This is a genomic window from Nocardia crassostreae, from assembly GCF_001613405.1.
Taxonomy (GTDB): Bacteria; Actinomycetota; Actinomycetes; order Mycobacteriales; family Mycobacteriaceae; genus Nocardia; species Nocardia crassostreae.
Map to the genome: position 1 here is coordinate 261,477 of NZ_BDCH01000017.1, position 22,471 is coordinate 283,947.

The following is a 22,471-nucleotide window of genomic DNA, read 5'->3' on the forward strand; positions in this document are numbered from 1 at the left end:
CGATTGTGCGGCGAGGACCGCGCCGTGGCGCTGCGGGTCGGGGCCCTGATGAATGCCCGGGGACTGATGCAGCTCATCGCGCTCAATATCGGCCTGCAAGCCGGAATCGTCTCCGGCTCGCTGTTCGCCGCGCTCGTACTGGTAGCGCTGGTCACCACCACGATGACCGTGCCGCTGTTGAGCTGGTTCGATCGCCGGGATGCCCGCTCCGGCACCGGGATCGGCCAACCCGCCCGGGCGGAGACGGGTGATATCCCGCGATCAGCTGTCAGCAGGCCCGAGGGGTAATGCGATGCGCACGCGCAGACCGCCGGACGCGTTGGGGTGCAAGGTGACCGCGCCATTGTCATCGGTGACGAGTTGTTTGACGATGGACAGGCCCAGGCCGGATCCGGTGGGGCCGGTGACGCCCTGGCCGCGCCAGAAGCGGTCGAAGGCGCGGGCGCGGTCGGGGGCGGACATGCCCGGACCTTCGTCGGAGATCTCGAGGACGGCCGTGCCCGCCCGCGCGTGGGCGCCGACCGTCACCGTGCCGCCGTCCGGGGAGACCTCGAGGGAGTTGGACAGGATGTTGTCGAGGACCTGCTCCAGGTTGCCGGGGCTGGCCAGTGCGAAAAGGTGCTCGTCGCAGTCGGTTCGGCGCAGACGGACGCCGCGGTCGTCGGCCACGGTGTGCCAGACGTCCAGCCGCGCGGTCACGATGGCGGCAAGGTGGATCGGCTCGGGGGTGCCGACCGCGGCCTCTGCCTTGGCCAGGGTCAGCAGGCCGGTGACGAGCTGGTTCATCCGGACCACCTCGGCCGTGGCCTGATCCACGTCCTCGCGCACGCCCGGGTCGTGTACGCCGTCGGCGATATTGTCCAGTGACAGGCGCAGGGCCGTGAGCGGGGTGCGCAGTTGGTGCGAGGCGTCGGCGACGAAGGTGCGCTGTGCCCGCACCAGGGTATCGATGGTCTCCGCGGCGTTATTGAGAGTTCTTGCGAGCGTGAGTGTTTCGATCGGGCCCGATTCGTCCGTGCGGGCGGCCAGATCGCCGTCGCGCAGGCGGGCCGCCATCTGTTCCAGCCGCCGCAGCGGGCGGGTCAAGCCGCGGGCGAGGACGGTGCCGAGCAGCGCGGCCACGAGCAGCACCCCCACCGCCATCACGCCGCGGAATCCCAGGATCTGCAACTGCCGCTGCCGCAGCGGCGCGGCCGGAAAACTGATCCGCACCGCACCCGCCACCTGCCCCTTCACGGTATGCACGGGTATCGCGAGCACCAGGCCGTCGGCGGCCAGGGCCTGGGCGTAGGTCCACCGCACCGATTGGCGGCCGGACAAGGCTTCCCCGAACGCGAGGTCACCGGCGTCCACGGGCATCGGCAGCGGAGCGGGAGGCAGGCCGTCGGCCAGTAGCGCATCCATCCGGCCGGGAGTCTCCAGTCGATAGGTCTCCGCCAGCCGGGCCAGGGCCTGGCGGGACGGCTCGTCCTCGGCGGCCAGCAGAAGCGCCGCCATATCCGCCTGGCGGCGCACCGCCGCCTCCAGATCCGCGCGCATCCGATCGGTGAGTACATAGGCCACCGGCACCGTGAACGCGGCGATCGCGAGGGCGACCAGCAGCACGTAGCTGACCACCAGGCGCCGGTTCAGCGATGCCGGTCGCCCGGCCCGGGGGCTCACTCGACGACCATCCGAAACCCCACGCCCCGAACGGTTTCCAGCACCAGGGCGGCGCCGAGCTTGCGGCGCAGCGCGCCGATGTGGACATCGAGGGTCTTGGTGGTCCCGAACCAGTTCTGGTCCCAGACGGCCTCCATGATCTGTTCCCGGGTCAGGGCGGCCTCCGGCGCTTCGGCCAGGAAGGCGAGCAGGTCGTATTCCTTTGGCGCCAGCGCCACTTCGTCGCCGTCCAGCAGGAACCGCCGGGCCCGGCGGTCGAGCACCAGGCGGCCGCCGGACAGGATCTCCGGCTGTGGATCACCGGCGGGATCGGCCGCCCGCGCGCGCCGCAGCACCGCGCGCATCCTGGCGATCACCTCACGCACCCCGAACGGCTTCGAAACATAGTCGTCGGCACCGAGTTCCAGCCCGACCACCCGGTCGAACTCGTCGGCGCGGGCACTGATCACAATGATCGGCACCTCGCCCCGCGCCCGCAGTTCCGCGCAGACATCGAGCCCGTCCATATCCGGCAGTCCCAGATCGAGCAGCACGATATCGACCGGCGCGGCCGCCAGCGCCGCGGCGCCGGTGCGCACCCAGGTCACCTCGAAGCCGTACCGGGCGAGCCCACGTCGCAATGAGTCGGCAATCGGTTGATCGTCTTCAACGAGCAGTACACGCACCCCCCCGATAATGCCAAACAGCCAAGGGAGGTAATGGTTACCGGTGCTCGCAAGGGCTTCCCCGCACACTTCTTGGACATACCTTGACCGTCTGCTGTCGGCTTGCTGGAGATCGCGCTCCTACCGTCGAACCCATGCGCACCAGATACGCCATCGCTGTCACCGCGACCACCGCGGTACTGACCGGCTGCTCCATGATTTCCGAACCCGAGACCATCACGACCACCGGCACGAGCCCCGCCGCGCCCGCGGATATCCGCGGTATGCCGGTGTATCAGTCCGGCGAAAACAGCCCGAAATTCATTCTGCCGTCCGATAATTCGGCCGTGGTCGTCACCGCCGCGCGCACCGGAGGGCATCCGGGTTTCACCCGCGTCGTCTTCGATCTGGCGGGTCCCGGGCGTCCCGGCTGGGATGTGGCCTGGGTGGATCGGGCCCTGCAGGACGGCAGCGGCGACGCACTGCGCATTCACGGGCAATCCATCCTGGAAGTGCGAATCCTGGGCGCCGGAATTCCGGACGGCAGCATTCCCGTCTTCACCGGCGGCCCTTCCGATCCCACCGTGCCCGCGATTGCCGATATTGTTCCCGCGGGAGTCTTCGAGGGCGTCCATCAGGAGTTCATCGGGGTCAACGGCCCCCGGGTCGGGTTCACCGTCACCGCCCTGTCCAACCCGACCCGCCTGGTCATCGATATTTCCGCATAGGCCGGTCAGGACGGCAGAGACGCTATGGCGGCGGTAATGCCCTTGCGGTCGTAGGCGCCGGTGGGCATGGTGGCGGCGTGCCCGTGCCGGATCCTGCCCTGGGCGTCGACGAGGATGCTGCCCGACTGTTGCATGGCGCCGAACAGTTTCCGGGTGAGGCCGACCATTTCGTGTGGGGTGTCGTCGCGGGCGGTCAGAACCGGGAAGGGAATGCGGTGCTTGGCCTTCCACGGTGTCGCCGCCGCGCGGTCCTCGGGAACCGCGATGAGGACGCGGACATCGGCGGCGGCGAATTCGTCGGCGCGGGCGACGAGATCGCGGATGTGGCGGTTGCAGACCGCGCAGGTGATCGATCTGGTGAAGTACACCAGGACCGGGTGCGCGCCGCGGAAGTCGGCCAGGCGCACCCGCTTGCCGGTCGTGTCCTCGAGCACCATATCGGGTGCGAGCGAACCGGTTTCGAGCATGACGAATCATCCCTTTCGAAGGAAACGGTTGGGGTGGCGGAGACCCGGCCGGATCAGTCCGCCGGACCGGCGGGACCGTCGACGGACCCGGGTCCGTGACGCAGGTTGGCGCGGAGCGTGGTGCGGGCCCGGTGCAGGTTCGATTTCATGGCGGCGGTGCTCATTCCGGGCGAGCCCGCCACGCTGCGGCCCGGGTGGCCGAGAACGTCCCGCATGATGAGGACTCTGCGCTGCACCTCAGGCAGCGACTGGATCGCCAGGGCGACCGCCTCGCCGTCCAGGTGCCGCAGTGCCTCGTCCTCGGCCGAACTCACCCACTCGGGTTCGAGATCCACATAGCGCGCCACGAATCCGCGGCTACGCCGCAGACATTCATTGCGCACGATCCGGAACATCCAGGACGCCAATGCTGCCGACGCGCGCAGGGTGCCGATCTTGCGATACAGCACGATCAGCGCCTCCTGCGCGGCATCCTCCGCATCCTGCGACGACGCGCACAACTGCTCGGCGAACCGCCGCACATGCGGATGAGCGCAGGACACCACCGCGGAGATGGCCTCCAGGTCCCCCTGCTGAGCAGCCTCGATCAACTGCTCACTCGCCCAGCTCTGCGCCATCGCCCTGCCCCCGCTCCCGTCATTCCGCCTCATACCTACTGTCACCCCTATAAGAGGGGCCGGTACGCGAAAAGGATTCACCATTCCCCACGCCGGGCGCGGTGACGAGCGAGTGTGACACAGATCGCCCTCCGGGGCCGTGGTTCGGAGCCGGGGCACGGGTCTAGCCTGGGTTGGGTCGGAGCGCGAAATACCTTGTGACAATTGGACATTCGTTGCACTCAACACAAACCAGACGGTTCGGTCGGCGGCAGCTCTTGCAGGGGGTGGCGCTGGTGGCGATATCGGGGTGCGTCCCGGCGGGGCGATATCCCGCGGAGGATGTGCCGCATTGGGATTACGATGCCGAAGGGCCTGGGCACTGGGCCGATCTGGACCGCGCGTACCTGGTGTGTCAGGCCGGGCGGGAGCAGTCGCCGATCGATCTTTCCGCGCAGGCGCGGCTCGCGCCCGGGGGTGATATCGGCATCGAGTACGGGCCGGTCTCGGCGGTGGAATTGGTGAATACCGGGCATACGATTCAGGGCAGCCCGGTCTCCGGGGATCATCGCCTTGCCATCGGGAACCAGTCGTTCCGGCTGGCGCAGTTCCATTTCCACCTACCGGGTGAGCACACCGTGGATGGGGTGGGGTCGGTGATGGAGTTGCATCTGGTGCACAAGAGTGAGACCGGGGCGGCGGCGGTGCTCGGGATTCTGCTGCAGCAGGGGGCGGGGGCGTCGGTCTTCGATCCCGTGCTGGCCGATATTCCGGGGCGGCCGGGCGCGAAAGTGACGACCGGGCCGATCGATCTGCGCGCCTTCGTGCCCGCCGATACCAGCCACTTCCGCTACCAGGGATCGCTGACCACGCCGCCGTGCAGCGAAGGCGTTGCGTGGACGGTGCTGCGCGCTCCGGTTGCGGTGTCCGCCGCGGTGGTCGACCGCTATCGGGCCGTGTTCCCGCACTCGAACCGGCCCGTCCAGCCGCTCAACGGTCGCACCGTCATCGTGTCCAACCGATAGCGCCGCCCGGAAACGGCATTGCCGCACAGGGCGGATGCCCTGCGCGGCAATGAATTCCGGCTCTGCGACTAGTCCGGAATGACGGCGCTCAGCGGGATGTTCACCCAACTGGGCTCGTTCGGATCCAACCGCAGGTGCTGGGGAGCCAGCCTGCTGTCGAGCAGCACCAGGGTGGGCGGCAGCGCCTTCGGGAAGTCGCTGGCGTAGACGTCGACGCGCAGGCGATGGCCGGGTTGCAGGACCGCCTGGGTCGCGCCGATGGCGATATCGAGGACCACCGGCTGGCCGGGCAGGACCGTTTCGCGGCGATCGATGTCCATGTAGTACTCGGGCCGGATGTAATCGCCATTGGCCGACCTCGTGCTCTGGGATTCGTCGATCTGCCGGATCGAGGTCACCAGCTGGCCCGAGCTGAGCTCGCGGGAACGGCCGTCGGGCGAGACATCGTTGACGGTCACGACCCAGAAGCCGTCCGGATTGTCGAGCACGGTGTTCAGGTGCGCATTGATGGCGCCGGAGATCACCGTCGGCTCGGTGACCGGGCTACTGGTGAAGGTGAGCCCGTTCATCTCCCAGATCCGCGAATCCTCGCTGCACGCCATGATGATCGACGGCACGCCCGCCCAGATGCGGGCGGTATCGCGCGAGCACAGGCTGAGAATGCCGGGGGCCACGGTCAGATCATTGACCGCGCCCTCCTTGGGCGTCGCCGACAGACCGCCGTCGTACACCGAATTCGCGGTGCCCGAACGCAAGTCGTTCAGGTACATGCGCTGATAGGTGTCCTCGGGCTGGGTCGGGTAGGCATCGGAGGAGATCCATTGCCCGCCCTGCTCTTTCAGCGTCAGCGGACTGTACTTGTCGATGCCGTTGTCGATCCCCTTGAGCCACTTTTCGAACCAGGCGCGCTGCAAGGCGTCCAGTCGCGGCGGCATACCCGGATCACCGAAACCCGCTATGCCCGCACCGACGTGATAGCCCTCCCCGACGATGAGCTTCTTCTGCTCCGGTGCGGTCGGCATGTCGTTGTAGGTCTCGGTCGGCGTGCTGCCGAAGAGGTCCCACCAGGCGCTGACGATGAACGACGGCGCGGTGATGCGATCGGTATTGGACTTCAAGCCATTTCGCAGATCCGAATCCGCGCCGATCAGCGCGCGCGTATTCGGGGTGAGCTGCCCGGTGTTCATGGCCGTGTAGGCATTGGCGATCACGTCCATCATGGTGAGCGGATCGGCGAGCCTGTCCTGCAACCATTTCAACTGCTGCGCCGGATCGAACCTGCCCGCGATGATCGCCTCCACATCGGGAGCGAACTTGGCCATATTGACCGCCATCGGCCAGAACGCGGCGAAGCCGAAGCCGACGCCACCGCCGGGTGCGACGATATCGTCGATCAGATCGCCACTGGGCACATAGCTCCAAACCGCCTTGACGGCCGGATTCCCGGTGTCGGCGGCGCGCAGGGCGGCAATGCCCGTGGCGGAGGTGCCGGTCAGGCCGACGCTGCCATCGCTCCACGGCTGGCTGGTAATCCAGTCGATCACCTCCGCCGCGTCCTGACGCTCCTTGTCGCCGAACATCTGCCATTTACCCTCGGAGGTGCCGGTGCCGCGAATATCGACGTGCACCAGGTTGTAGCCGCCCTTGACCAGGTCGAAGTTGTGCGCCGCGGCTTGCAGCACACCGCTGTCGAGCTGCTGGCTCAGCGCGGTGAGGTTCTCCAGTCCCGACCCCGGCGGCGCGCCGATGGAGGCGATGAACGGCAGCAGCACCTCGTCGACGCCGGGAATCTGCAAGAGCGCGGAGGCCAGATTGACCGCGACCTTGCTGTAGGTCTCGAACTGCACGATGGTCGGCAATGCGGCGTCGGCCGCCCGGCCGCCATTGCCGGGCCGGGCGACATCGAGCTTGAGGACGGTGCCGTCGCTCATGGTGACCGGAATCGCGAGGTCGTTGTAGATTTCGCCGTAGGGTTGCGGGCCGTCGACCGCCGCCGTCCAGGCTGCCGCATACCCGCCGCCGTCGATTCCGGTGAACTCACCGGATGTCTCCGCGTCCGCGATGGGAGTCAGCAAGGTGACGGTGACGGCGAGCGCGGCGAGGACCGCCGCGCGACGGGCGAACCGCTGCGTTCGCGCCCGTAGTTTCATCTCATCCATTCCTTCGATCATGCGAATGCCGTTTGCGCCCAGGCACATTGCCGAAGTGTTTGCTACCGGCGAGTAGCGACTGTAACGCCCACCACAACGGGGCGGCAAGATAGCGACTGATCACCAGCTAACCGTTTTCCCGCGATTTCGGCGGGCCCATTTGCGGGTTTATCTTTAGGCGACAATATTTTTCGCAGAACTGCCCACCAAGGGAATTGGGGCCCATCGATACCGGGTGGGTCGCGGCGGGCTGCCGCGGCGGCGACTGACCGAACGCACCAAAGTTCGATAGTGAGACATCACAATCTTGAAAACCGATTCTGGGCGGGATTACAGTTCTTACTCACCGGTAACCGAATGACTACCGCTCGCCCCGAGCGAGCGCACGCAGCCACCCCCGCAGCCAGTCGGTCGTGGTCTCGCCGTCCGATCCGACCACATAGCTGGAGTACGACTGGTGCACACCGGATTTCAGGAAGGCGTCGATCTCGGCCGCACGCGCCTGCAGCGCCTGCTCGCCGACCTGCTGTTGCAGGATGTCCGCCCCGCCCGCGGCCAGCTCACCGGCCAGCGCGCCGATATCGCGCAGGGTGGCGTTCAGGGAGTTCGGCGACGGGGCCGAGTTATTGGCGATGAGCCCGCCGATCCGCGCCAGATAGTCGGTCGATTCGGTGGCGCAGTAGATGTCGCCCGCAATGCAGAAGGTGCGGGTCGCCCCGGACAGCAGGCCGAATCCGGCCGGGCGCGGTCCCATGATGCCCTCGCCCACCACCCCCGGTCCGATGAGAATATCGGCGGGTGCGCGGCGGGGATCGGCGACCAGCGTGACGGCCGCCACCCGATTCGGCTCGACAATCCCTGTGCCGGAACCGATTTCGGCCTCGAGATCACCGGCGGCCTGGGCGCCCTGGCTGTAGCCGAGCAAGGCGAAAAGGGCGTCCGGGCATTGCCCGGCCGTATCCGCCACCAGTTGCCGCGCGGCATTGCGCGCCTCGCGCACGGACGCGCCGTAGACCTCGGACTCCCACGGGAAAGCCGTTGCGGCATAGGGCACATAGTCGACCCGCACGGCCCCCGGCAGACCGTCGACCGCCGCCGAGAGCAGACTGCCCCCGGCATCGGACTGCCCATCGGCGGCGGACTCCCAGGTGCCCGGAACCACGACGACGGCCAGCGCCGGACATCCGGCTCCGGGATCGGCCTGCGCCGACGGGACCGCGATCAGGCCGGAGAACACGGCCGCCACGGCCGCGATAGTCGTGCGCCACATACTTCCCGCCCATCGCTGGTGATCTGCGCCCGATCCTCACGGCATTCGGGCGCGAACACCTTGATCCGCCCCGACAATGTTTTGCCATTGGACGACAGCCCCGGTCGGGGCCGTGTATTTGCTGATTGCTTGCCGCTATTGCCGAAACGGGATTACGATACTAACTAGGCTCGTAATTGGAGCGAGCCGACGGAGGTGTCAGACATGGCGATCATGGCCCGGGCCGCGAGCCTGCGGGGTTTCTGCGCACTGGTCGGTGAGCTGGGCGGCGACGGACCGTCCCTGCTCGACCGCTTCGCCATCACCACCGAGGCGATCGCCAATGACGACGCCCTCATTCCCGGCGACGCCATCGGCTGGGTGCTCGAGGCCGCGGCCGCCGAATTGCACTGCCCCGACTTCGGGCTGCGCTTGGCCACCCGCCAGGATCACGCCGTCCTCGGACCCCTGGCCGTGGCCATGGCCAATGCCCGCTCGATCGGCGATGCCGTCTCCTTCGCCGCGCGCTTCCTGTTCACCCATCACGCCGGGCTCTCGATCGCCTTCGTCGCGGACCCGGAACAGCAGCCGGGCGTGATCGCCCTGCACTACGGCGATCCGGGCGAGATCGGCGGCTTCAGCCAGGGCATCGACCTGGCGGCGGGCACCATTCACCGCACCCTGTAGCAGGCGCTCGGCGGCAATTACGGGCTGCGGTCGGTGCGGCTCCCGCACGCGCCGGTCGCCCCACCCGCGCGCTATGCCGAATATTGCGGCGCCACAGTGCAATTCGATGCCGAGACCACCATATTCCGGGTGCCCGCGGAGCTGCCGTCACGCTCCGTGGCCGGGAGCAACGAGCTGCTGCGCACCATTGCCCTGGACTATCTCGAACGGAATTTCTCGCAACCGCAACGCACCGTGAGCACGCGGGTCCGGGTCGCCGTCGAGCGAATGCTCACCGCCAAACCCGATATCGCCGCCGTCGCCCGTCTGCTCGCCATGCACGAGCGCAGCCTGCAGCGCGCGCTGGCGGCGGAGGGCACCACCTTCAGCGAGATACTCGACGACGCCCGTCGCGAAGTCACCCACCGACTGCTGCGCGACACCGATCTACCCATGTCCCGCATTACCGCCCTGGTCGGCCTGCGCGAGCAGTCCGCGCTCACCCGGGTGGTGCGGCGCTGGTTCGGCACCACGCCGCAACGGATCCGAACCGCCGCCCGCGCGCAACGGCCCCCGATTCCGGTGCCGCGCGGTCACTAGCCCGGCATCCGCCCGCTCGGGCGGCCAGGTTGTGCGTCGGGCGTGAGCGCGGCCATTACGATACGGCTCGGGCACGGAACTCTGACCGCAAGCAGATGGGAGCGCACCGTGGGCGACGGCACCCGATCGGCAGGCCGTCCTCGCGATACCGATCTCGACCGCCAGCTCCTCGTGGCGGCCCAGCATCTGCTGGCCGAATCCGGCTACGACAAGCTGACCATGGACGCGGTCGCCGCGCGGGCGGGCGCCGGGAAGACGAGCGTGTACCGGCGGTGGAAGTCCAAGTCCGCCTTGGTGATCGACGCCATTCGCGACCTACTGCACTTCGGCGACCCGCCCGATACCGGGACCCTGCGCGGTGATCTGCTGGCCATGGGCGGATTCCAGCAGGGCAATCCGCTGCGCCATCGCATTCTCACCGGACTGGTCACGGCCACCACGCGCGAGCCCGCCATCCGCGACGCCCTGACCGAGGTCGCCGACAAGCCGTCGCTGGCCTCCTTCGCCACCATTGCCGCGCGCGCCCGCGACCGCGGCGAAATACCCGACACCGATCGCTGGCAGGCCATTGTCGAGATCATCCCCGCGGTCGTCTTCTACCGCACGGTCATTCGCGATCAGCCTCTCGACGAAGAGTTCTTCACCCACCTCGTCGACGACATCCTCATCCCGCTGCTCACCGCGCAGCCGTAGCCGCGGCGGTGAGCACGGGCTCGAGTTCGGCGGCGATCTCGTCCAGGGGTCGCAGCGAACGGGTGGCGCGGCACAGCACGATCGCGCCCTCGACCGAGGAAATGGTCAGGGTGGCGAGACTTCCCGCGCGGGCCTCCGGGACGCCGGTGGCGGTCAGTGACGCGGTGAGCGCCGCGCGCCAGCGGCCGAAGATGGCGGCCACCTCCGGGTGCAGGGCGCGGTCGTCGTCGGTGCCGCTCACGGCCACCGCGACGGCCGGGCAGATCGCCTGGAAATCGCTGGCCTGCAGCAGGTTACGCCAGAAGCCGACAAAGCGGCGGAGGGTGTGGGCCGGGCCGGTCGCGGCGGCTTCCTCGATGATCGCGGCAATCGCGTCGGCGGCCAGTTCCAGGGTCTCGCTCAGCAATTGACGGCGGCCGCCGGGAAAGTGGTGGTAGACCGAACCGCGCGGGGCGCCGGTGCGGGCGAGGACGGCGTCGATGGTCACCCCGGCCGTGCCGCGCTCGCGGAGCAGTTCCACCCCGCCCAGCAGCATCTTCCGCTTGGTCTCACCGCGCGAGACCATTACCGGTCCGCCTGCGGTTCGAGCGCGGTCTTGACCGCGGCCAGATTCGCGCGCATGTTGCGTTCCCATTCGGCGAGCCGGTTGGCGACGATGCGCGCCTCCTTCTCCGGCATGGCGGCAATGGCCGCGTTCAGGCCCGACGGGCCCGGACCCATGCGGCCCCACTGCCGCAGGATCACTCCGGAACTGGCCGGATCGACCTCGAAACCCCAGGTGGCACTGATACCCATCGGCCCGTGCACCTGCCAGACCCAGCGCCGTTCCGGTTCCACCTCGGTGACTTCGCATTCGGTGGACCAGGCGCCCAGCGCGCTGTGCCGGTTCGTCCCGCGGAAACGTGCGCCCACCGCGACCCGATCCGCGCCACCGAGCCATTCGGCGGTCTCCAACTCCTCCGAGACGCGGGAGGGCAGCGTGATATCGGTGACCAGCGCCCACGCCTGGGCGGGCGTGCACGAAACCCGTTCGGATACTTCGACGGTCGGTTGATCGCGGTAGCGCACGGTGCGGCCTTTCGGGTTCCGGTCAATGTTTCTATGGGGTATAACATAATCCATGATCGCATCGGAGCCCAGCCGGAAACCGCTGAGAGTCGGCGTCGTCATCGAACCCCGCTTGCCGGGGGCCGCGGACTTCGCGGTGGAGGCGGAGAAGCTCGGCGTCGCCTCGCTGTGGGTGCCGGAGGTGTGGGGGTACGACGCCTTGACGGGGCTGGCTTTTCTGGCGGCCAAGACCAGCACGATCGGGTTGGGCACCTTCGTCGTTCAGCTCGGCTCCCGATCCCCCGCCCTACTGGCCACCTCGGCGCTGAGCTTTCAGGAGCTGTCCGGCGGCCGCTTCCACCTCGGAATCGGGGTGTCGGGTCCGCGGGTGATGGAGGGCTGGCACGGGGTGCGCTTCCGGAAACCGGTGCGCACCACGCGGGAGACCATCGAGATCCTGCGCCTGGTCAGCCGGGGCGAACCATTGCATTACGACGGCGAGGTCTACACGCTGCCGCTGCCCGACAGTGCCGGTCGCGCGCTGCGGCCCCTCATCGCGCCGCGCGAGGTGCCGGTCTACGTCGCCGCCATGGGGCCCGCCAATCTGCGGCTCACCGGTGCCGCCGCGGACGGCTGGCTGGGCAATGCCTTCATTCCCGAAGCGGCGAGCGTCTTCCTCGACCCGCTGCGCGAGGGCGCGGAATCGGCCGGTCGCACCCTCGCCGATCTCGATCTGGTCGCCCCCGTCGCGGTCGAGTTCGCCGCGGACGACGCCGATGCGGTGCAACGGATCCGGCGGCACGCCGAGGGCTATGCCTTCACCATCGGCGCCATGGGCGCGGCCGGGCGCAACTTCTACAACGAGGCGTTCACCCGACTCGGCTTCGGACCGGCGGTGCAACGCGTCGCCGAGCTGTGGCAGTCCGGCAATCGCGAGGAGGCGCGCCGCGCCGTCCCGCTCGAGCTGGGCAGCCACACCAATCTGGTCGGCACCCCCGAAGCCCTGGCCGAACGCGTCGAACGCTATCGGGCGGCGGGCATTTCGACGCTGCTGGCGAAGATGGAGACGCCGTTCGAGGAGCAGTTGGAGACCCTGCGCCGCCTGCTGGACCTGGTGCGCGCCTGATCGGGACGGGCGCGGCGGCCGCCGGATCGCCGTCGCATAGGGTGCCAGTGTGTTCGTGAAGCTGTGCGGTCTGCGGACCCAGGAGGATGTGGCCACCGCCGTGGCGGCCGGAGCCGACGCGGTCGGATTCGTCTTCACCACCAGCCCGCGGCAGATCTCCGTCGACGCCGTCCGGGAACTGCTCGCCGAGGTGCCGCCGCGGGTGCTGTCCGTCGGTGTGGTGCACGGTATTCCGGCCGCCGAAGCGGGTGCGCTGGCGCGCGCGGCCGGGGTGGACGCCTTGCAGTTGCACGGTTCTTACCCAAGGTCGGCCTTCGAAGAGCTGGCCGGGCTGCGACTGCTGCGGGCGACCTCGCTCACCGCCGATACGGCGGTGGACACGGGCGCCTACGGCGAGGAGTGGCTGCTGCTCGATTCCCCCGTGGCCGGATCGGGGTCCCGCTGGGATCTGACCGCGCTGGCGGCCGCCCGGCCGACCGGACAGTGGCTGCTCGCGGGCGGTCTGGCCCCGGCGAATGTCGCCGAGGCCATTGCCGCCGCCCGGCCGTGGGGCGTGGATGTGTCCAGCGGCGTGGAATCCAGCCGGGGCGTCAAGGATCACGACCTCATGCGGCAGTTCGTCGCCGCGGCGCGCGCGGCCGGAGACTAGTCGCGGTCAGGCGTGCGGACCGCGGCCTCGAGGACATAGAGCTTCTCGCGCCCGCCCGCAATGAGATCCGCGCCGCCGACCCGATCGCGGTAGCGGGTGAACAAGGCGTCCAGGGTGTCCTCGGTGAAGCGGCGCGGCTGCGCGCCCTCGCCCGCATCGGTGATCCGGCTGCCGAGATAGGCCAGGAACGGATTGCGGCTGCCGGTCAGATTCCGGACCGGTTCGGCGAGAATCACCCGGACGCGGGCGGCGGCCAGCATGCGATCGAGCACGGGCTCCGGATCGGGCAGGAAGTGGTAGAGGCTGGCCTGCATGACCACGTAATCGGCAGTCGGCAGCGGGGTTTCGGAGCGCATGTTCCATACCCGGCCGTGCGCGCCGACCGCGGCGAGGCGGGCGACGAAACGCTCGTTGAGGTCCAATCCGGTGTAGCTCACGGCTTTCCGGCGCAGGTGTCGGGTGTAGAGGGTGGCGGGGCCGCAGCACAGGTCGAGCACCTCGGCGCCGTCCGGGATGAGGGCCGCGACGGCGCGGAACCGGTCGTCGTAGTTGCGGCGGTACAGACCGCGCATCAGAAGGTTGTAGATTGTCTCGTGCCGGTAGATGAAGCTGGTGCTCACGAAGTTCCTGCTCGCTTGGCGATTGCCGGAACCCCTTGCGGGACAGAGGGGGTCCCGATCACCGGGAACTCTAGTCCGATGCCGAACAGCGTGCCACCCGGTACGGTTGGGAACTCGTGAAGGACAGTGCGGTGCGCGACCCCGAGCAGGATGCGATTTCCAGGCGAGACGTCTACCGCTGGGGAGTGATCACCGCGCTCGGCGTGGTGCTCGGTTATGCCGCGGTCCTGCTCGCCAATGCCCGGCACTTCTTCACCGACGACACCGAATCCCAGTACACCGCCCTGTGGGTGGATCTGGGTCGGCAGCTGCGCGAGGGCACCTTCCCGGTGATGGTGCCCGAGCAGTGGATGGCGGGCAACAACACCATGGACGATGCGGGACTGTTCAATCCGCCGCAGCTGCTGATCGATCTGATCGCGCCGTCGGTGGACAATGCCGCGCTGTACGCGACCGTCGTGAAGCTGATCTTCTCGATCATTGCCGCCCGGGGCGTGTACCGGATCTGCCTCGCCTACGGCGGGCGGCCCGTCTGGTCGGCGGTGGCGGGAATCGCCTTGCCGCTCTCCGGATTCTTCCTGTTCTTCGACGAGGCCAGCTGGATGACGGCGCTCACCGGCACGGCGTGGATGGTGCACGCGTGGGCGTCGTCGGTGCGCTACGCACGCGGGCAGGGCGGTCCGATTCCGGTATTCGTCTTTCTGTACCTGACGATTACGACGCAGTACATCTTTCCCGCGGTCGAGGCGATCCTCATGCTCGCGGCGGTGGCGGCGGGCGAGCTCATCCATCAGCGCAAGTGGCAACCGGTGGCGTGGCTGGCGGCGGTGGCGGGCTGCGCGGGGCTCGCGGGACTGCTGACATTCCTGCCGTCCATGCTCTCGGCCAAGGTGACCTGGCGCGGCGTCTTGAGCATTGTCAACGACCAATTCCTCACGGTGCCTTGGTCGGAATCGGTCAATGCCAGCCTGCCGAGTTCGCGACCGGCGTTCACCTCGTGGTGGGGCTATGTGCAGCCCATGCCGGTCACCTATATCGCCTGGTTCCTGATTCCGGCGCTGGCCTTCATCGATTGGCGCCGGGCGCGGGCGGCGTGGCGGGAGCTGAGCGCGGTCGCCATCTTCTCGATCATCGTGCTCATGTGGACGGCCGGACCGGGGACGATCGGTCCGCTGCGCTGGCCGGTGCGCGTGCTGCCCATGCTGGCCATCGGCCTGCTGGTGCTGGTGTGCGTGCTGCTCGGGCGGTTCGGCACGGTGTCGAATCCGAAGGCGCGCGGCATCGCGGCGGGTGTGCTCATCCTGGCGCTGTGGGTGCGCTCGTTCTCCGCCGATCCGCACGCGGTCATCAGTCATGTGATCGCCGCCCTCGTACTCGGCGCACTGGTGACCGCGGCAATGTGGCTCGGGCGCACCAGGGGTGGCGCGGCGGCGGCCCTGCTGACCGTCGCCGCCATGTTCCCGATTGCCTTCTACCAGGTCGAGGCGGCACAGCCCACGCCCATGACCTGGAATCTGCCCGCGAAACGCTCCGATGCGCAGGCGGCCTTCCCCGATTTCTCCGGAACCACAATCCAACTCGGTGACCGCGCCCTGGTGCAGCCGCAGGACAAGAGCGTCGAGGGCGCGTACGGGTCGCTGGTCTTCGGCAACTACGCGCGAGCGGTCGGGCTGCGCTACGTCAACGGCTACACCCCGAGCGGGCACTACTACTTCGGCGAGCTGCTGTGCATGCGCTGGGACGGCAGCGTCTGCCCCGACGCCTACCGCCGCATGTTCGCGCCGGAAGCGGCGACCGGGCGGCCCCTGGTCGACCTGATGAAGCTGGATCGGGTTGTGCTGCAACGGGCGCTGTTCCCCGAGGCGCCGAACCAGCCCGCGCCCAGCGGATGGAAGTGGGTCGACTATCCGGGCCACGAACGGTTCATCGCGGTGCTGGAGCGGGCGGACGGGCCGATCTCGGGCAGCAACGGCCGGATTTCCGATACCGAGAATGTCACCGCGACCTCGATCTCCGAGACCGATACCACCAGCCGGGTGCGGGTGTCCTCGACCGAAGGCGGCCGCATCGCGTTCTCCCGGCTCGGCTGGCCGGGCTATCGAGTCACCCTGAACGGCAATCCCGTTCCGATCACCACAGTCGCCAAGTCCTTCGTCGCGGTTCGGATCCCCGCCGGGACCCAGGATGCCGAGCTCGTGCTGACCTGGCGGCCGCCGGGCTGGAAGATCGGCATCGCCACCGCGGCGGCGGGCGTGATCGGCCTGGGAATCCTGCAGTGGCTCCACATGCGATCGCGACGGCGGCCGGATCCGGAGTCGGCCGAGGCGCCCGCGACCGGCGAACCGGAGCCCGAATTATCGGACGTCGGGTCCTGAAGGCGGCGGAAGAACCTGCGCGAGCTGATTTCCCGGCTCGGTCCATCTGCGAACATGGAGGGGTGAAGCGTGATGTCTCCGCTCATCTCGACGTCCAGGTCCATGCCCCCACCGCACTCGAACTGCAGATCGCTGTCGCCAGGCAGGCCGGGGTGGATCTGATCGAATCCCTGCGGCTCACACTCGACGGGCGTGAGTGCGTGCCCAGCGAGATTCTCGGGCCGCACGGCACCAGGTTGCACAGATTCGATTCCGGTGCGGGCCATCTGCGGGTGGAATACCGTGCGACGGTGCTGGGGGCCGCGCTGGCCGAGCAGGCTTCCGACTACGACCTCGCGGTGTATCTGCGGCCCAGCCGGTTCGTCGAATCCGACAAACTGCTCGGATTCGCCGGGGCCGAGTTCGGGTGCGGCATTGGAGATCCGGAGATGGCGGCCCGGGTCTCGTCCTGGGTCGGGCGCAGGATCCGCTATGTCCCGGGGAGCAGCGATCCGGTCGACGGCGCGGTGGAGACCCTGCTGTCGGGCGTCGGCGTCTGCCGTGACTTCTCACATCTGGTGGTGGCGCTGCTGCGCGCGGTCGGGATGCCCGCGCGCGTGGTCTCGGTATACGCGCCCGGCTGCATGCCGATGGATTTCCATTCGGTCGCCGAGGTCTACACCAATGGCGGCTGGCAGGCGTTCGACCCCGCCGGTCTGGCCCCGCGCATGAGCCTCGTCCGCATCGCCACCGGTCGCGACGCCTCCGATATCGCCTTCCTCGGCAACCACGGCGGCGATATCACCCTCAACGCCCTGTCGGTGAACGCCACTATCGACGGGCCGCTTCCGTTCGACGATCTGCGGCAGCCAGCGTGGATCTGCTGACCAGGAAGAGCACCACCAGCAGCACACTGAGCCAGATGTAGGTGTTGCCGATGACGTGCTGCCAGGGCGTCCAGGAGGCTTCGCGGTTCTCGTCGCCCGGCAACCAATTCTGCGGGCCGTAGACGAAGACGGCGGTGGTCACGGCCGTGGCCGCGTACCAGCCCACCGCGCGCCGCCACGGTTGCAGGGTGGCGTAGCCGAGCATGGCCAGCAGGGCGGGCGCGATCCAGATCCAGTGGTGCGACCACGAGATCGGCGACACCAGCAGCATGAACACGGCATTGATGGCCAGCGCCAGCGGCGGGAAGTCGGCCGCGCGGCGCATGGCGACCACCACCAGCGCCAGCAGCGCCGCCCCGAACGCCAGCCACAGCACGGTGAACAGCGGCTTGTGAATCTCGAATCGGGCCAGCACGGCCTGGATGGACTGGTTGGTGTGGAAGGCCGAACCGCTCAGGCCCTCCACATTGCCCATACCGCCGAACCAGTACTTGATCGAGGTCGTGGGCAGCACCAGGAAGCTGAGCGCGGTCGCGGCGGCGCCGGTGACGGCGGCGGTCGCGGCGGCCTTGTAATCGCGGCGAATGAGGAAGTAGAGCACGAAGGCCGCGGGCGTCAGCTTGATGGCGGCGGCGATGCCGACCAGCATGCCGCGCCGCCACTTGGGCTTCTCGGTCAGGCAGTCGGCCACCACCAGGGCCATGAGCAGCAGGTTCACCTGGCCGAAGTCCAGGGTCGAGCGAGCAGGTTCCAGCAGCAGCGCCAGGGGCGTGGCCGTGGCCGTCACTCACAGCGCGAGCCGCCGCCGATCCTCCCCCGGCCACACCCGCCGCGCGACCAGATACAGCGACAGCGCCAGCGCGGCCACCGAGGCCACGAAGAACGCGACCGAGGCCACATTCCACGGCAGCAGCGCGAACGGCGCCAGCGCCAGCGCCGCGAACGGCGGATAGATGAACGGCAGCCCGATCCCGATGGTCGTCTGCGGCAGATGCCCGTACATATCGCCGCCGTCGCGCAGCGTCTCGATCCCGAGCCGATACACCTGCAGGTCGATGAACCCGCCGGAGATCTCCTTGAACTGCCAGAGGGGCGCCATCAGGGACCACGCGGCAAGACCCGCACACAACGCCGGAACGAGCCACATCACACGCCCGAACCGGCGATCCAGCGACTTCGGCACAGCAACAGCAGTGGAACAACTCATCCGCGGCGACTATACCGGCCCGCCCCGCCCGCCACCGACGCTATGCGGTCAGGGGCCGGTCCAGCGGTAGCGGCGTTCGGGGCGGCCGGTGCCGCCGTAGCGGAGGGTGACCGCGGCGCGGTCGGTGTCGACGAAGTGCTCGAGGTAGCGGCGGGCGCTGGCGCGGGAGAGGGCGGAGGCATCGGCGCATTCCTGGGCGGAGAGGTCGGTGGGGGCGGCGCGCAGGACTCGGGCGACGAGGTCGGCGGTGTGGGTGGTGAGGCCCTTGGGGAGGGCCACGGTGGCGCGCGGGCGGGCGCCGAAGACCTGGTCGATATCGGATTGGGCGGCGCGGTCGAGGGTGGCCAGTTTGGTGTGCAGGGCGGCGAAGTGGCGGAGCTGATCGTGCAGGGCGCTGTAGGTGAAGGGCTTGATGAGGTAGTGCAGGACGCCGCCGCGGACGGCGGCGCGAATGGTGTCGACATTGTCGGCGGCGCTGATGACGATGACATCGGTGGCCTCGGAGGTTTCGCGAATGCCGCGCAGCACCGACAGGCCGTCCAGGTCGGGCAGGTAGATGTCGAGCAGGACCAGGTCGGGGCGGAGGTCGGCGATCAGGCGTAGCGCGTCGGCGCCGGTGTGTGCGACGCCCGCGACCTCGAAACCCGGTGTCCTGGCGACATATCCGCTGTGCACCTTGGCGACCATGAAATCGTCGTCGACGACCAGCACCCGGATCATCGCCGTGCGACCGGGGTCAGCGGGAGGGTGGCGGTGAAGACCGCGCCCTCGGCATTGTGCACCGAGACCGAACCGCCGCGGCGGACACAGGTCTGGCGGATGATGGCCAGGCCGAGGCCGCGCAGGCCCTGTTCGGCGGCCTTGGTGGTGAAGCCGTGGCGGAACACCTCCTCGGCGATATCGGGTGCGATGCCGGGACCCGAATCGCGCACCACGACCCGGACCTCCGCGCCCACCCGGCGCAGCTCCACCTCGATCCACCCGGCCGGACCGTGCAGGGCGTCGAGGGCATTGTCGACCAGATTGCCGAGCACCGTCACCAGATCGGCGGAGAGCGCGTCGTCCACCTCGGGTAGCGCGGTGGCGGCGGCAAGCCGCAGTCCCACACCCTGTTCGGCGGCGCGGCTGGCCTTGGCGATGAGCAGCGCCGCCACCGCCGGATCCCCGATCCGCCCGGTCACCTCGGCCTGCCATTGATCGCGTCCGGCGCTCACCAGTTCCACGAAGCGCCGCACCTCGTCGTATTCGCCCAGTTCGATGAGACCGGCGATGGTGTGCAGCCTATTGCTGAACTCGTGCGCCTGGGCGCGCAGCGTATCGGTGGTATTCCGGTTCTCGGTCAATTGATCTCGCAGTTGCATGAGTTCGGTGCGGTCGCGCAGCGTGATCACCGCGCCGAGGGTGCGCTGATCCCAGCGGATCGGGGTGCGGTTCATGATCAGCACCCGGCCGCGGCGCAGACCGATCAGATCGGTGCCCTCGGCCCGCCCGGTGAAGACGTCCAGAATGCGGTCGTTGAGCCCGAGGTCGTGCACGCTGGATCCGACCACGTCCCCGAGCGAGAGCAGCGCCCGCGCCTGATCGTTGACCAGCGTGATCCGCTGCTGCTGATCCAGACCCACCACGCCCTCGTGAATGCCGTGCAGCATGGCCTCGCAATGTTCGACCAGCCCGGCGATCTCGGCCGGTTCCAGGCCGAGCGTCTGCCGCTTCACCCACCAGGTGACCGACAGCGAGCCCGCGATACCGAGCGCGCAGGCCAGGCCCAGCAGCCCCAGCAGGCGCGGGAACGATTCGGTGAGAATGGTCCAGAAGCCCGGAAGCTGTTTGCGCGCCGCGACATAGCCGACCAGTTCGTGACTGGTCTGTCCGATGACGGGCACGTGCGCCACCACCGCGCCGTCGATCTCGCCGACCCAGGCCCGGCCCTCGGTGACCGTGGAATCGGCCAGCGCCAGCGGCGCGCCGATCTCGGAGGGCCGCTGGGAGGTGAGCACCGTGCCGTCGATGCGGGCGATGGCCACCACCTCCGCACCCGAGGCCACCTGCGCCGAGGTGGCGAAGGGCGCCAGCCGCAGATGCTGTTTCGGATCGGCGATCATGACCCGCAGGCTGGGATTGGCGGCCACGTCCTCGGCGATGCCGAGCATGCGCCGGGATTCGGTGGCGCTGAAAGTATCCTCCACCTGGGCCACCGCCACCGCGGCCACGGCCGCGAGCAGCACCACGACGATCGTCAGTTGCAGGGCCAGCAGCTGTCGTGCCAGCGAGCCCTTCTTGCCCACGTCTCTCATACCTCCCGGCGCCGTCGCCTGCCGCCAGTCTGGCCGCCCGACCGGTATGCCCGGGTCGTTTTCGCCGCGAACACTATGAACAAAACGAACAATGCGGACGCAAAGCAGACAGCGCGAGTGGCCCGGCTCACAATTCGACCCAACTCGATAATGCGAGATGAGGATCCACAGTGAGAACTTCCAAGTTGCTGACCGGTGTGGTCGCAGCCCTCGCGGCCATTGCGCTGACCGCGTGCAACGGAACCGGATCCGGTGGCGGCGACAAACTGACCGGCGTCCGGATCATGGTGCCCAACTCCCCCGGCGGCGGATACGACATCACCGCCCGCACCTCCGCCAAGGCCATGGAGGATGCCGGAATCGCGCGCTCGGTCGAGGTTTTCAATCTGCCCGGGGCGGGCGGCACCGTCGGCCTGGGGCGCCTGGTCGGCGAGAACGGCAATGGCAAGCTCGTCATGCAGATGGGCCTGGGTGTGGTCGGCAGCGTCTACACCAACAAGTCCCCGTCGAAACTGACCGACACCACGCCGATCGCCAAGCTGATCGAGGAGCCCGACATCATCGTGGTGTCGAAGAACTCCAAATACACCGATATCAAACAGCTCATCGCGGACTGGAAGGCCAATCCGGGCGCGGTCCCGGTCGGCGGCGGCTCCTCGCCCGGCGGGCCGGACCATCTCGCGCCCATGCTGGTGGCGAAAGCCGTTGGCATCGAGCCGAAGTCGGTCAACTACGTGCCCTTCGACGGCGGCGGCGAACTACTGGCCTCCATTCTCGGCGACAAGATCGCCTTCGGCGTCTCGGGCGTCGGCGAATACCTCGATCAGATCCAGGCCGGTGAGCTCCGGGTGCTGGCGGTGACCGGGCCCAAGCGGATCACCGATGTGAACGCGCCGACGCTGAAAGAGGCGGGTATCAATGTCGAGTTCACCAACTGACGCGGCGTGGTGGCCCCGCCCGGCATCAGCGACGCCGACCGCAAATCCCTGATCGACGCCTACAGCCGCATGCACGACTCCCAGGAGTGGAAGGACGCGCTCGCCACCAATGGCTGGGACGACGCCTTCGTCGCCGGAACGGATTTCGGGACCTTCATTCAGAATCAGACCGATCAGGTCGGCTCGGTGCTGACGGAATTGGGGCTGGCATGAGCGAGCGCAGCGAGCGATCAATAGGCATAGCCGAGCTCGGCTCGGTCATGCCGGAGCCGAGCGCCAGCGAGGTGGAGGTATGACCGAGCCCGTCGATCCCGCGGGGATCGACGGGGCCGCACCGGCGGGATCCGCGCCGCCGAAAACACCCGCGCCCACCGGATTCGCCTGGCTGAAGGAGCGTTCCGAGCTCGTCGTGGCCGCCCTGCTGGCCGGGGCGGGCGGGCTGGTGCTGTTCGACGCGCTGACCATGTCGACCGATTTCACCCAGCGCGGTCCGGTCGGGCCCAAGGCGGTCCCGGTGCTGGTGGGCCTGCTGCTGCTGGTGGTGGCGGTCGCGCTGGCCATCGATGTGGTGCGCGGCGGCAGCGGCGAGGCCGAGGCGGGCGAGGACATCGATCTGGATACGCCGTTGGAGTGGCGCACGGTGCTGCTGCTCATCGGCGTCTTCGTCGCCAACATCATGCTCATCGATCTGGTCGGTTTTCCGATCTCGGGTCTGCTGCTGTTCTGGGGGGCCGCCTATGCGCTCGGCAGCAGGCATTTCGTGCGGGATCCGCTTGTCGCGGTGACGCTTTCGCTCGTGACCTATGTCGTATTCGTGGATCTGCTCGGCGTGGCGCTGCCGGGCGGTCCGCTGGAGGGGGTGTTCTGAC

22 protein-coding genes and 2 pseudogenes are annotated in these 22,471 nt (G+C 68.5%); 12 read left to right on the forward strand and 12 right to left on the reverse strand.

Features of this window, described 5'->3' with window-relative positions; translation table 11 throughout:
• Nucleotides 1-24: 24 nt before the first annotated feature.
• Complete coding sequence (locus NC4_RS41670) at nucleotides 25-288, forward strand: hypothetical protein (RefSeq protein WP_218021204.1); 264 nt, start codon at nucleotides 25-27, stop codon at nucleotides 286-288.
• Here the strand turns inward: NC4_RS41670 and NC4_RS17715 are convergent.
• Together NC4_RS17715 and NC4_RS17720 are read right to left on the reverse strand one after the other, a co-directional pair.
• Nucleotides 262-1,662, reverse strand: a complete 1,401-nt coding sequence (locus tag NC4_RS17715; RefSeq protein WP_218021205.1) for a sensor histidine kinase — start codon at nucleotides 1,660-1,662, stop codon at nucleotides 262-264. The genes NC4_RS41670 and NC4_RS17715 overlap by 27 nt on opposite strands.
• Nucleotides 1,659-2,327, reverse strand: coding sequence for a response regulator transcription factor (locus NC4_RS17720; RefSeq protein WP_067539364.1), 669 nt, complete (start codon nucleotides 2,325-2,327; stop codon nucleotides 1,659-1,661). Before NC4_RS17720 ends, NC4_RS17715 begins: the two co-directional genes overlap by 4 nt.
• A 134-nt stretch (nucleotides 2,328-2,461) precedes the next feature.
• On the opposite strand from NC4_RS17720, the gene NC4_RS17725 reads away from it, so the two are divergent.
• Nucleotides 2,462-3,034 (forward strand): AMIN-like domain-containing (lipo)protein, encoded by a 573-nt coding sequence (locus NC4_RS17725; protein ID WP_067539367.1) that lies wholly within the window; start codon nucleotides 2,462-2,464, stop codon nucleotides 3,032-3,034.
• Nucleotides 3,035-3,039: 5 nt separating this feature from the next.
• On the opposite strand, the gene NC4_RS17730 is transcribed toward NC4_RS17725, so the two are convergent.
• Together NC4_RS17730 and NC4_RS17735 are read right to left on the reverse strand one after the other, a co-directional pair.
• Nucleotides 3,040-3,501 carry a peroxiredoxin family protein gene (locus NC4_RS17730; RefSeq protein ID WP_067539370.1) on the reverse strand — a complete coding sequence of 154 codons (462 nt, stop codon included), beginning with the start codon at nucleotides 3,499-3,501 and terminating at the stop codon, nucleotides 3,040-3,042.
• Nucleotides 3,502-3,554: 53 nt separating this feature from the next.
• Nucleotides 3,555-4,118 carry an RNA polymerase sigma factor gene (locus NC4_RS17735; protein ID WP_067539373.1) on the reverse strand — a complete coding sequence of 188 codons (564 nt, stop codon included), beginning with the start codon at nucleotides 4,116-4,118 and terminating at the stop codon, nucleotides 3,555-3,557.
• 275 nt (nucleotides 4,119-4,393) lie between these two features.
• Between NC4_RS17735 and NC4_RS17740 the strand changes: the two genes are divergently transcribed.
• A complete protein-coding gene (locus tag NC4_RS17740) occupies nucleotides 4,394-5,122 on the forward strand; it encodes a carbonic anhydrase (RefSeq protein ID WP_245721747.1) in 729 nt (242 codons plus the stop codon).
• Nucleotides 5,123-5,190: 68 nt separating this feature from the next.
• Here NC4_RS17740 and NC4_RS17745 read toward each other — a convergent pair whose 3' ends face one another.
• Nucleotides 5,191-7,281: a CocE/NonD family hydrolase gene (locus tag NC4_RS17745; RefSeq protein WP_245721748.1), complete on the reverse strand. Its 2,091-nt coding sequence runs from the start codon at nucleotides 7,279-7,281 to the stop codon at nucleotides 5,191-5,193.
• A 352-nt stretch (nucleotides 7,282-7,633) separates the two neighbouring features.
• Nucleotides 7,634-8,542 carry a cutinase family protein gene (locus tag NC4_RS17750; protein WP_067539379.1) on the reverse strand — a complete coding sequence of 303 codons (909 nt, stop codon included), beginning with the start codon at nucleotides 8,540-8,542 and terminating at the stop codon, nucleotides 7,634-7,636.
• Nucleotides 8,543-8,746: 204 nt separating this feature from the next.
• Here NC4_RS17750 and NC4_RS42770 point away from each other — a divergent pair, with 204 nt between their 5' ends.
• The 3 genes from NC4_RS42770 to NC4_RS17760 all read left to right on the forward strand — a co-directional run bounded on the left by NC4_RS42770 (nucleotide 8,747) and on the right by NC4_RS17760 (nucleotide 10,480).
• A complete protein-coding gene (locus tag NC4_RS42770) occupies nucleotides 8,747-9,208 on the forward strand; it encodes an AraC family transcriptional regulator ligand-binding domain-containing protein (protein WP_245721749.1) in 462 nt (153 codons plus the stop codon).
• A 96-nt stretch (nucleotides 9,209-9,304) separates the two neighbouring features.
• A complete protein-coding gene (locus NC4_RS42775) occupies nucleotides 9,305-9,787 on the forward strand; it encodes a helix-turn-helix transcriptional regulator (protein WP_245721750.1) in 483 nt (160 codons plus the stop codon).
• Between the two features lie 108 nt (nucleotides 9,788-9,895).
• Complete coding sequence (locus NC4_RS17760) at nucleotides 9,896-10,480, forward strand: TetR/AcrR family transcriptional regulator (protein WP_067539382.1); 585 nt, start codon at nucleotides 9,896-9,898, stop codon at nucleotides 10,478-10,480.
• Here NC4_RS17760 and NC4_RS17765 read toward each other — a convergent pair.
• Both NC4_RS17765 and NC4_RS17770 read right to left on the reverse strand, forming a co-directional pair.
• A complete protein-coding gene (locus NC4_RS17765; protein ID WP_067539385.1) occupies nucleotides 10,464-11,045 on the reverse strand; it encodes a TetR/AcrR family transcriptional regulator in 582 nt (193 codons plus the stop codon). The genes NC4_RS17760 and NC4_RS17765 overlap by 17 nt on opposite strands.
• Entirely contained in the window at nucleotides 11,045-11,548 is a 504-nt protein-coding gene (locus NC4_RS17770) for an SRPBCC family protein (protein WP_067539388.1), read from the reverse strand. Before NC4_RS17770 ends, NC4_RS17765 begins: the two co-directional genes overlap by 1 nt.
• 52 nt (nucleotides 11,549-11,600) lie before the next feature.
• On the opposite strand from NC4_RS17770, the gene NC4_RS17775 reads away from it, so the two are divergent.
• Nucleotides 11,601-12,653, forward strand: a complete 1,053-nt coding sequence (locus NC4_RS17775; protein WP_084529291.1) for an LLM class flavin-dependent oxidoreductase — start codon at nucleotides 11,601-11,603, stop codon at nucleotides 12,651-12,653.
• Between the two features lie 49 nt (nucleotides 12,654-12,702).
• Nucleotides 12,703-13,302 (forward strand): phosphoribosylanthranilate isomerase, encoded by a 600-nt coding sequence (locus NC4_RS17780; RefSeq protein ID WP_067539391.1) that lies wholly within the window; start codon nucleotides 12,703-12,705, stop codon nucleotides 13,300-13,302.
• Here the strand turns inward: NC4_RS17780 and NC4_RS17785 are convergent.
• Nucleotides 13,299-13,922 (reverse strand): class I SAM-dependent methyltransferase, encoded by a 624-nt coding sequence (locus NC4_RS17785; protein WP_067539393.1) that lies wholly within the window; start codon nucleotides 13,920-13,922, stop codon nucleotides 13,299-13,301. The two genes, NC4_RS17780 and NC4_RS17785, sit on opposite strands and share 4 nt — an antisense overlap.
• A gap of 203 nt (nucleotides 13,923-14,125) precedes the next feature.
• Between NC4_RS17785 and NC4_RS17790 the strand changes: the two genes are divergently transcribed.
• Nucleotides 14,126-16,297 (forward strand): hypothetical protein, encoded by a 2,172-nt coding sequence (locus NC4_RS17790; protein WP_067539912.1) that lies wholly within the window; start codon nucleotides 14,126-14,128, stop codon nucleotides 16,295-16,297.
• Between the two features lie 62 nt (nucleotides 16,298-16,359).
• Nucleotides 16,360-17,163, forward strand: coding sequence for a transglutaminase-like domain-containing protein (locus tag NC4_RS17795; protein ID WP_084529293.1), 804 nt, complete (start codon nucleotides 16,360-16,362; stop codon nucleotides 17,161-17,163).
• Here NC4_RS17795 and NC4_RS17800 read toward each other — a convergent pair.
• The 3 genes and pseudogenes from NC4_RS17800 to NC4_RS17810 form a co-directional block, all read right to left on the reverse strand.
• Nucleotides 17,108-18,370 (reverse strand): annotated as a pseudogene (locus NC4_RS17800) (glycosyltransferase 87 family protein). The gene NC4_RS17795 and the pseudogene NC4_RS17800 sit on opposite strands and share 56 nt — an antisense overlap.
• A 48-nt stretch (nucleotides 18,371-18,418) precedes the next feature.
• On the reverse strand, nucleotides 18,419-19,090 hold the full coding sequence (locus NC4_RS17805) for a response regulator (RefSeq protein ID WP_067539395.1): 672 nt from the start codon (nucleotides 19,088-19,090) through the stop codon (nucleotides 18,419-18,421).
• Nucleotides 19,087-20,664 (reverse strand): sensor histidine kinase, encoded by a 1,578-nt coding sequence (locus tag NC4_RS17810; protein WP_218021206.1) that lies wholly within the window; start codon nucleotides 20,662-20,664, stop codon nucleotides 19,087-19,089. Before NC4_RS17810 ends, NC4_RS17805 begins: the two co-directional genes overlap by 4 nt.
• A gap of 170 nt (nucleotides 20,665-20,834) precedes the next feature.
• On the opposite strand from NC4_RS17810, the pseudogene NC4_RS17815 reads away from it, so the two are divergent.
• Both NC4_RS17815 and NC4_RS17820 read left to right on the forward strand, forming a co-directional pair.
• Nucleotides 20,835-21,815: pseudogene (locus NC4_RS17815) on the forward strand (Bug family tripartite tricarboxylate transporter substrate binding protein).
• A gap of 79 nt (nucleotides 21,816-21,894) precedes the next feature.
• Nucleotides 21,895-22,470 carry a tripartite tricarboxylate transporter TctB family protein gene (locus NC4_RS17820; protein WP_067539401.1) on the forward strand — a complete coding sequence of 192 codons (576 nt, stop codon included), beginning with the start codon at nucleotides 21,895-21,897 and terminating at the stop codon, nucleotides 22,468-22,470.
• Nucleotide 22,471 lies beyond the last annotated feature (1 nt).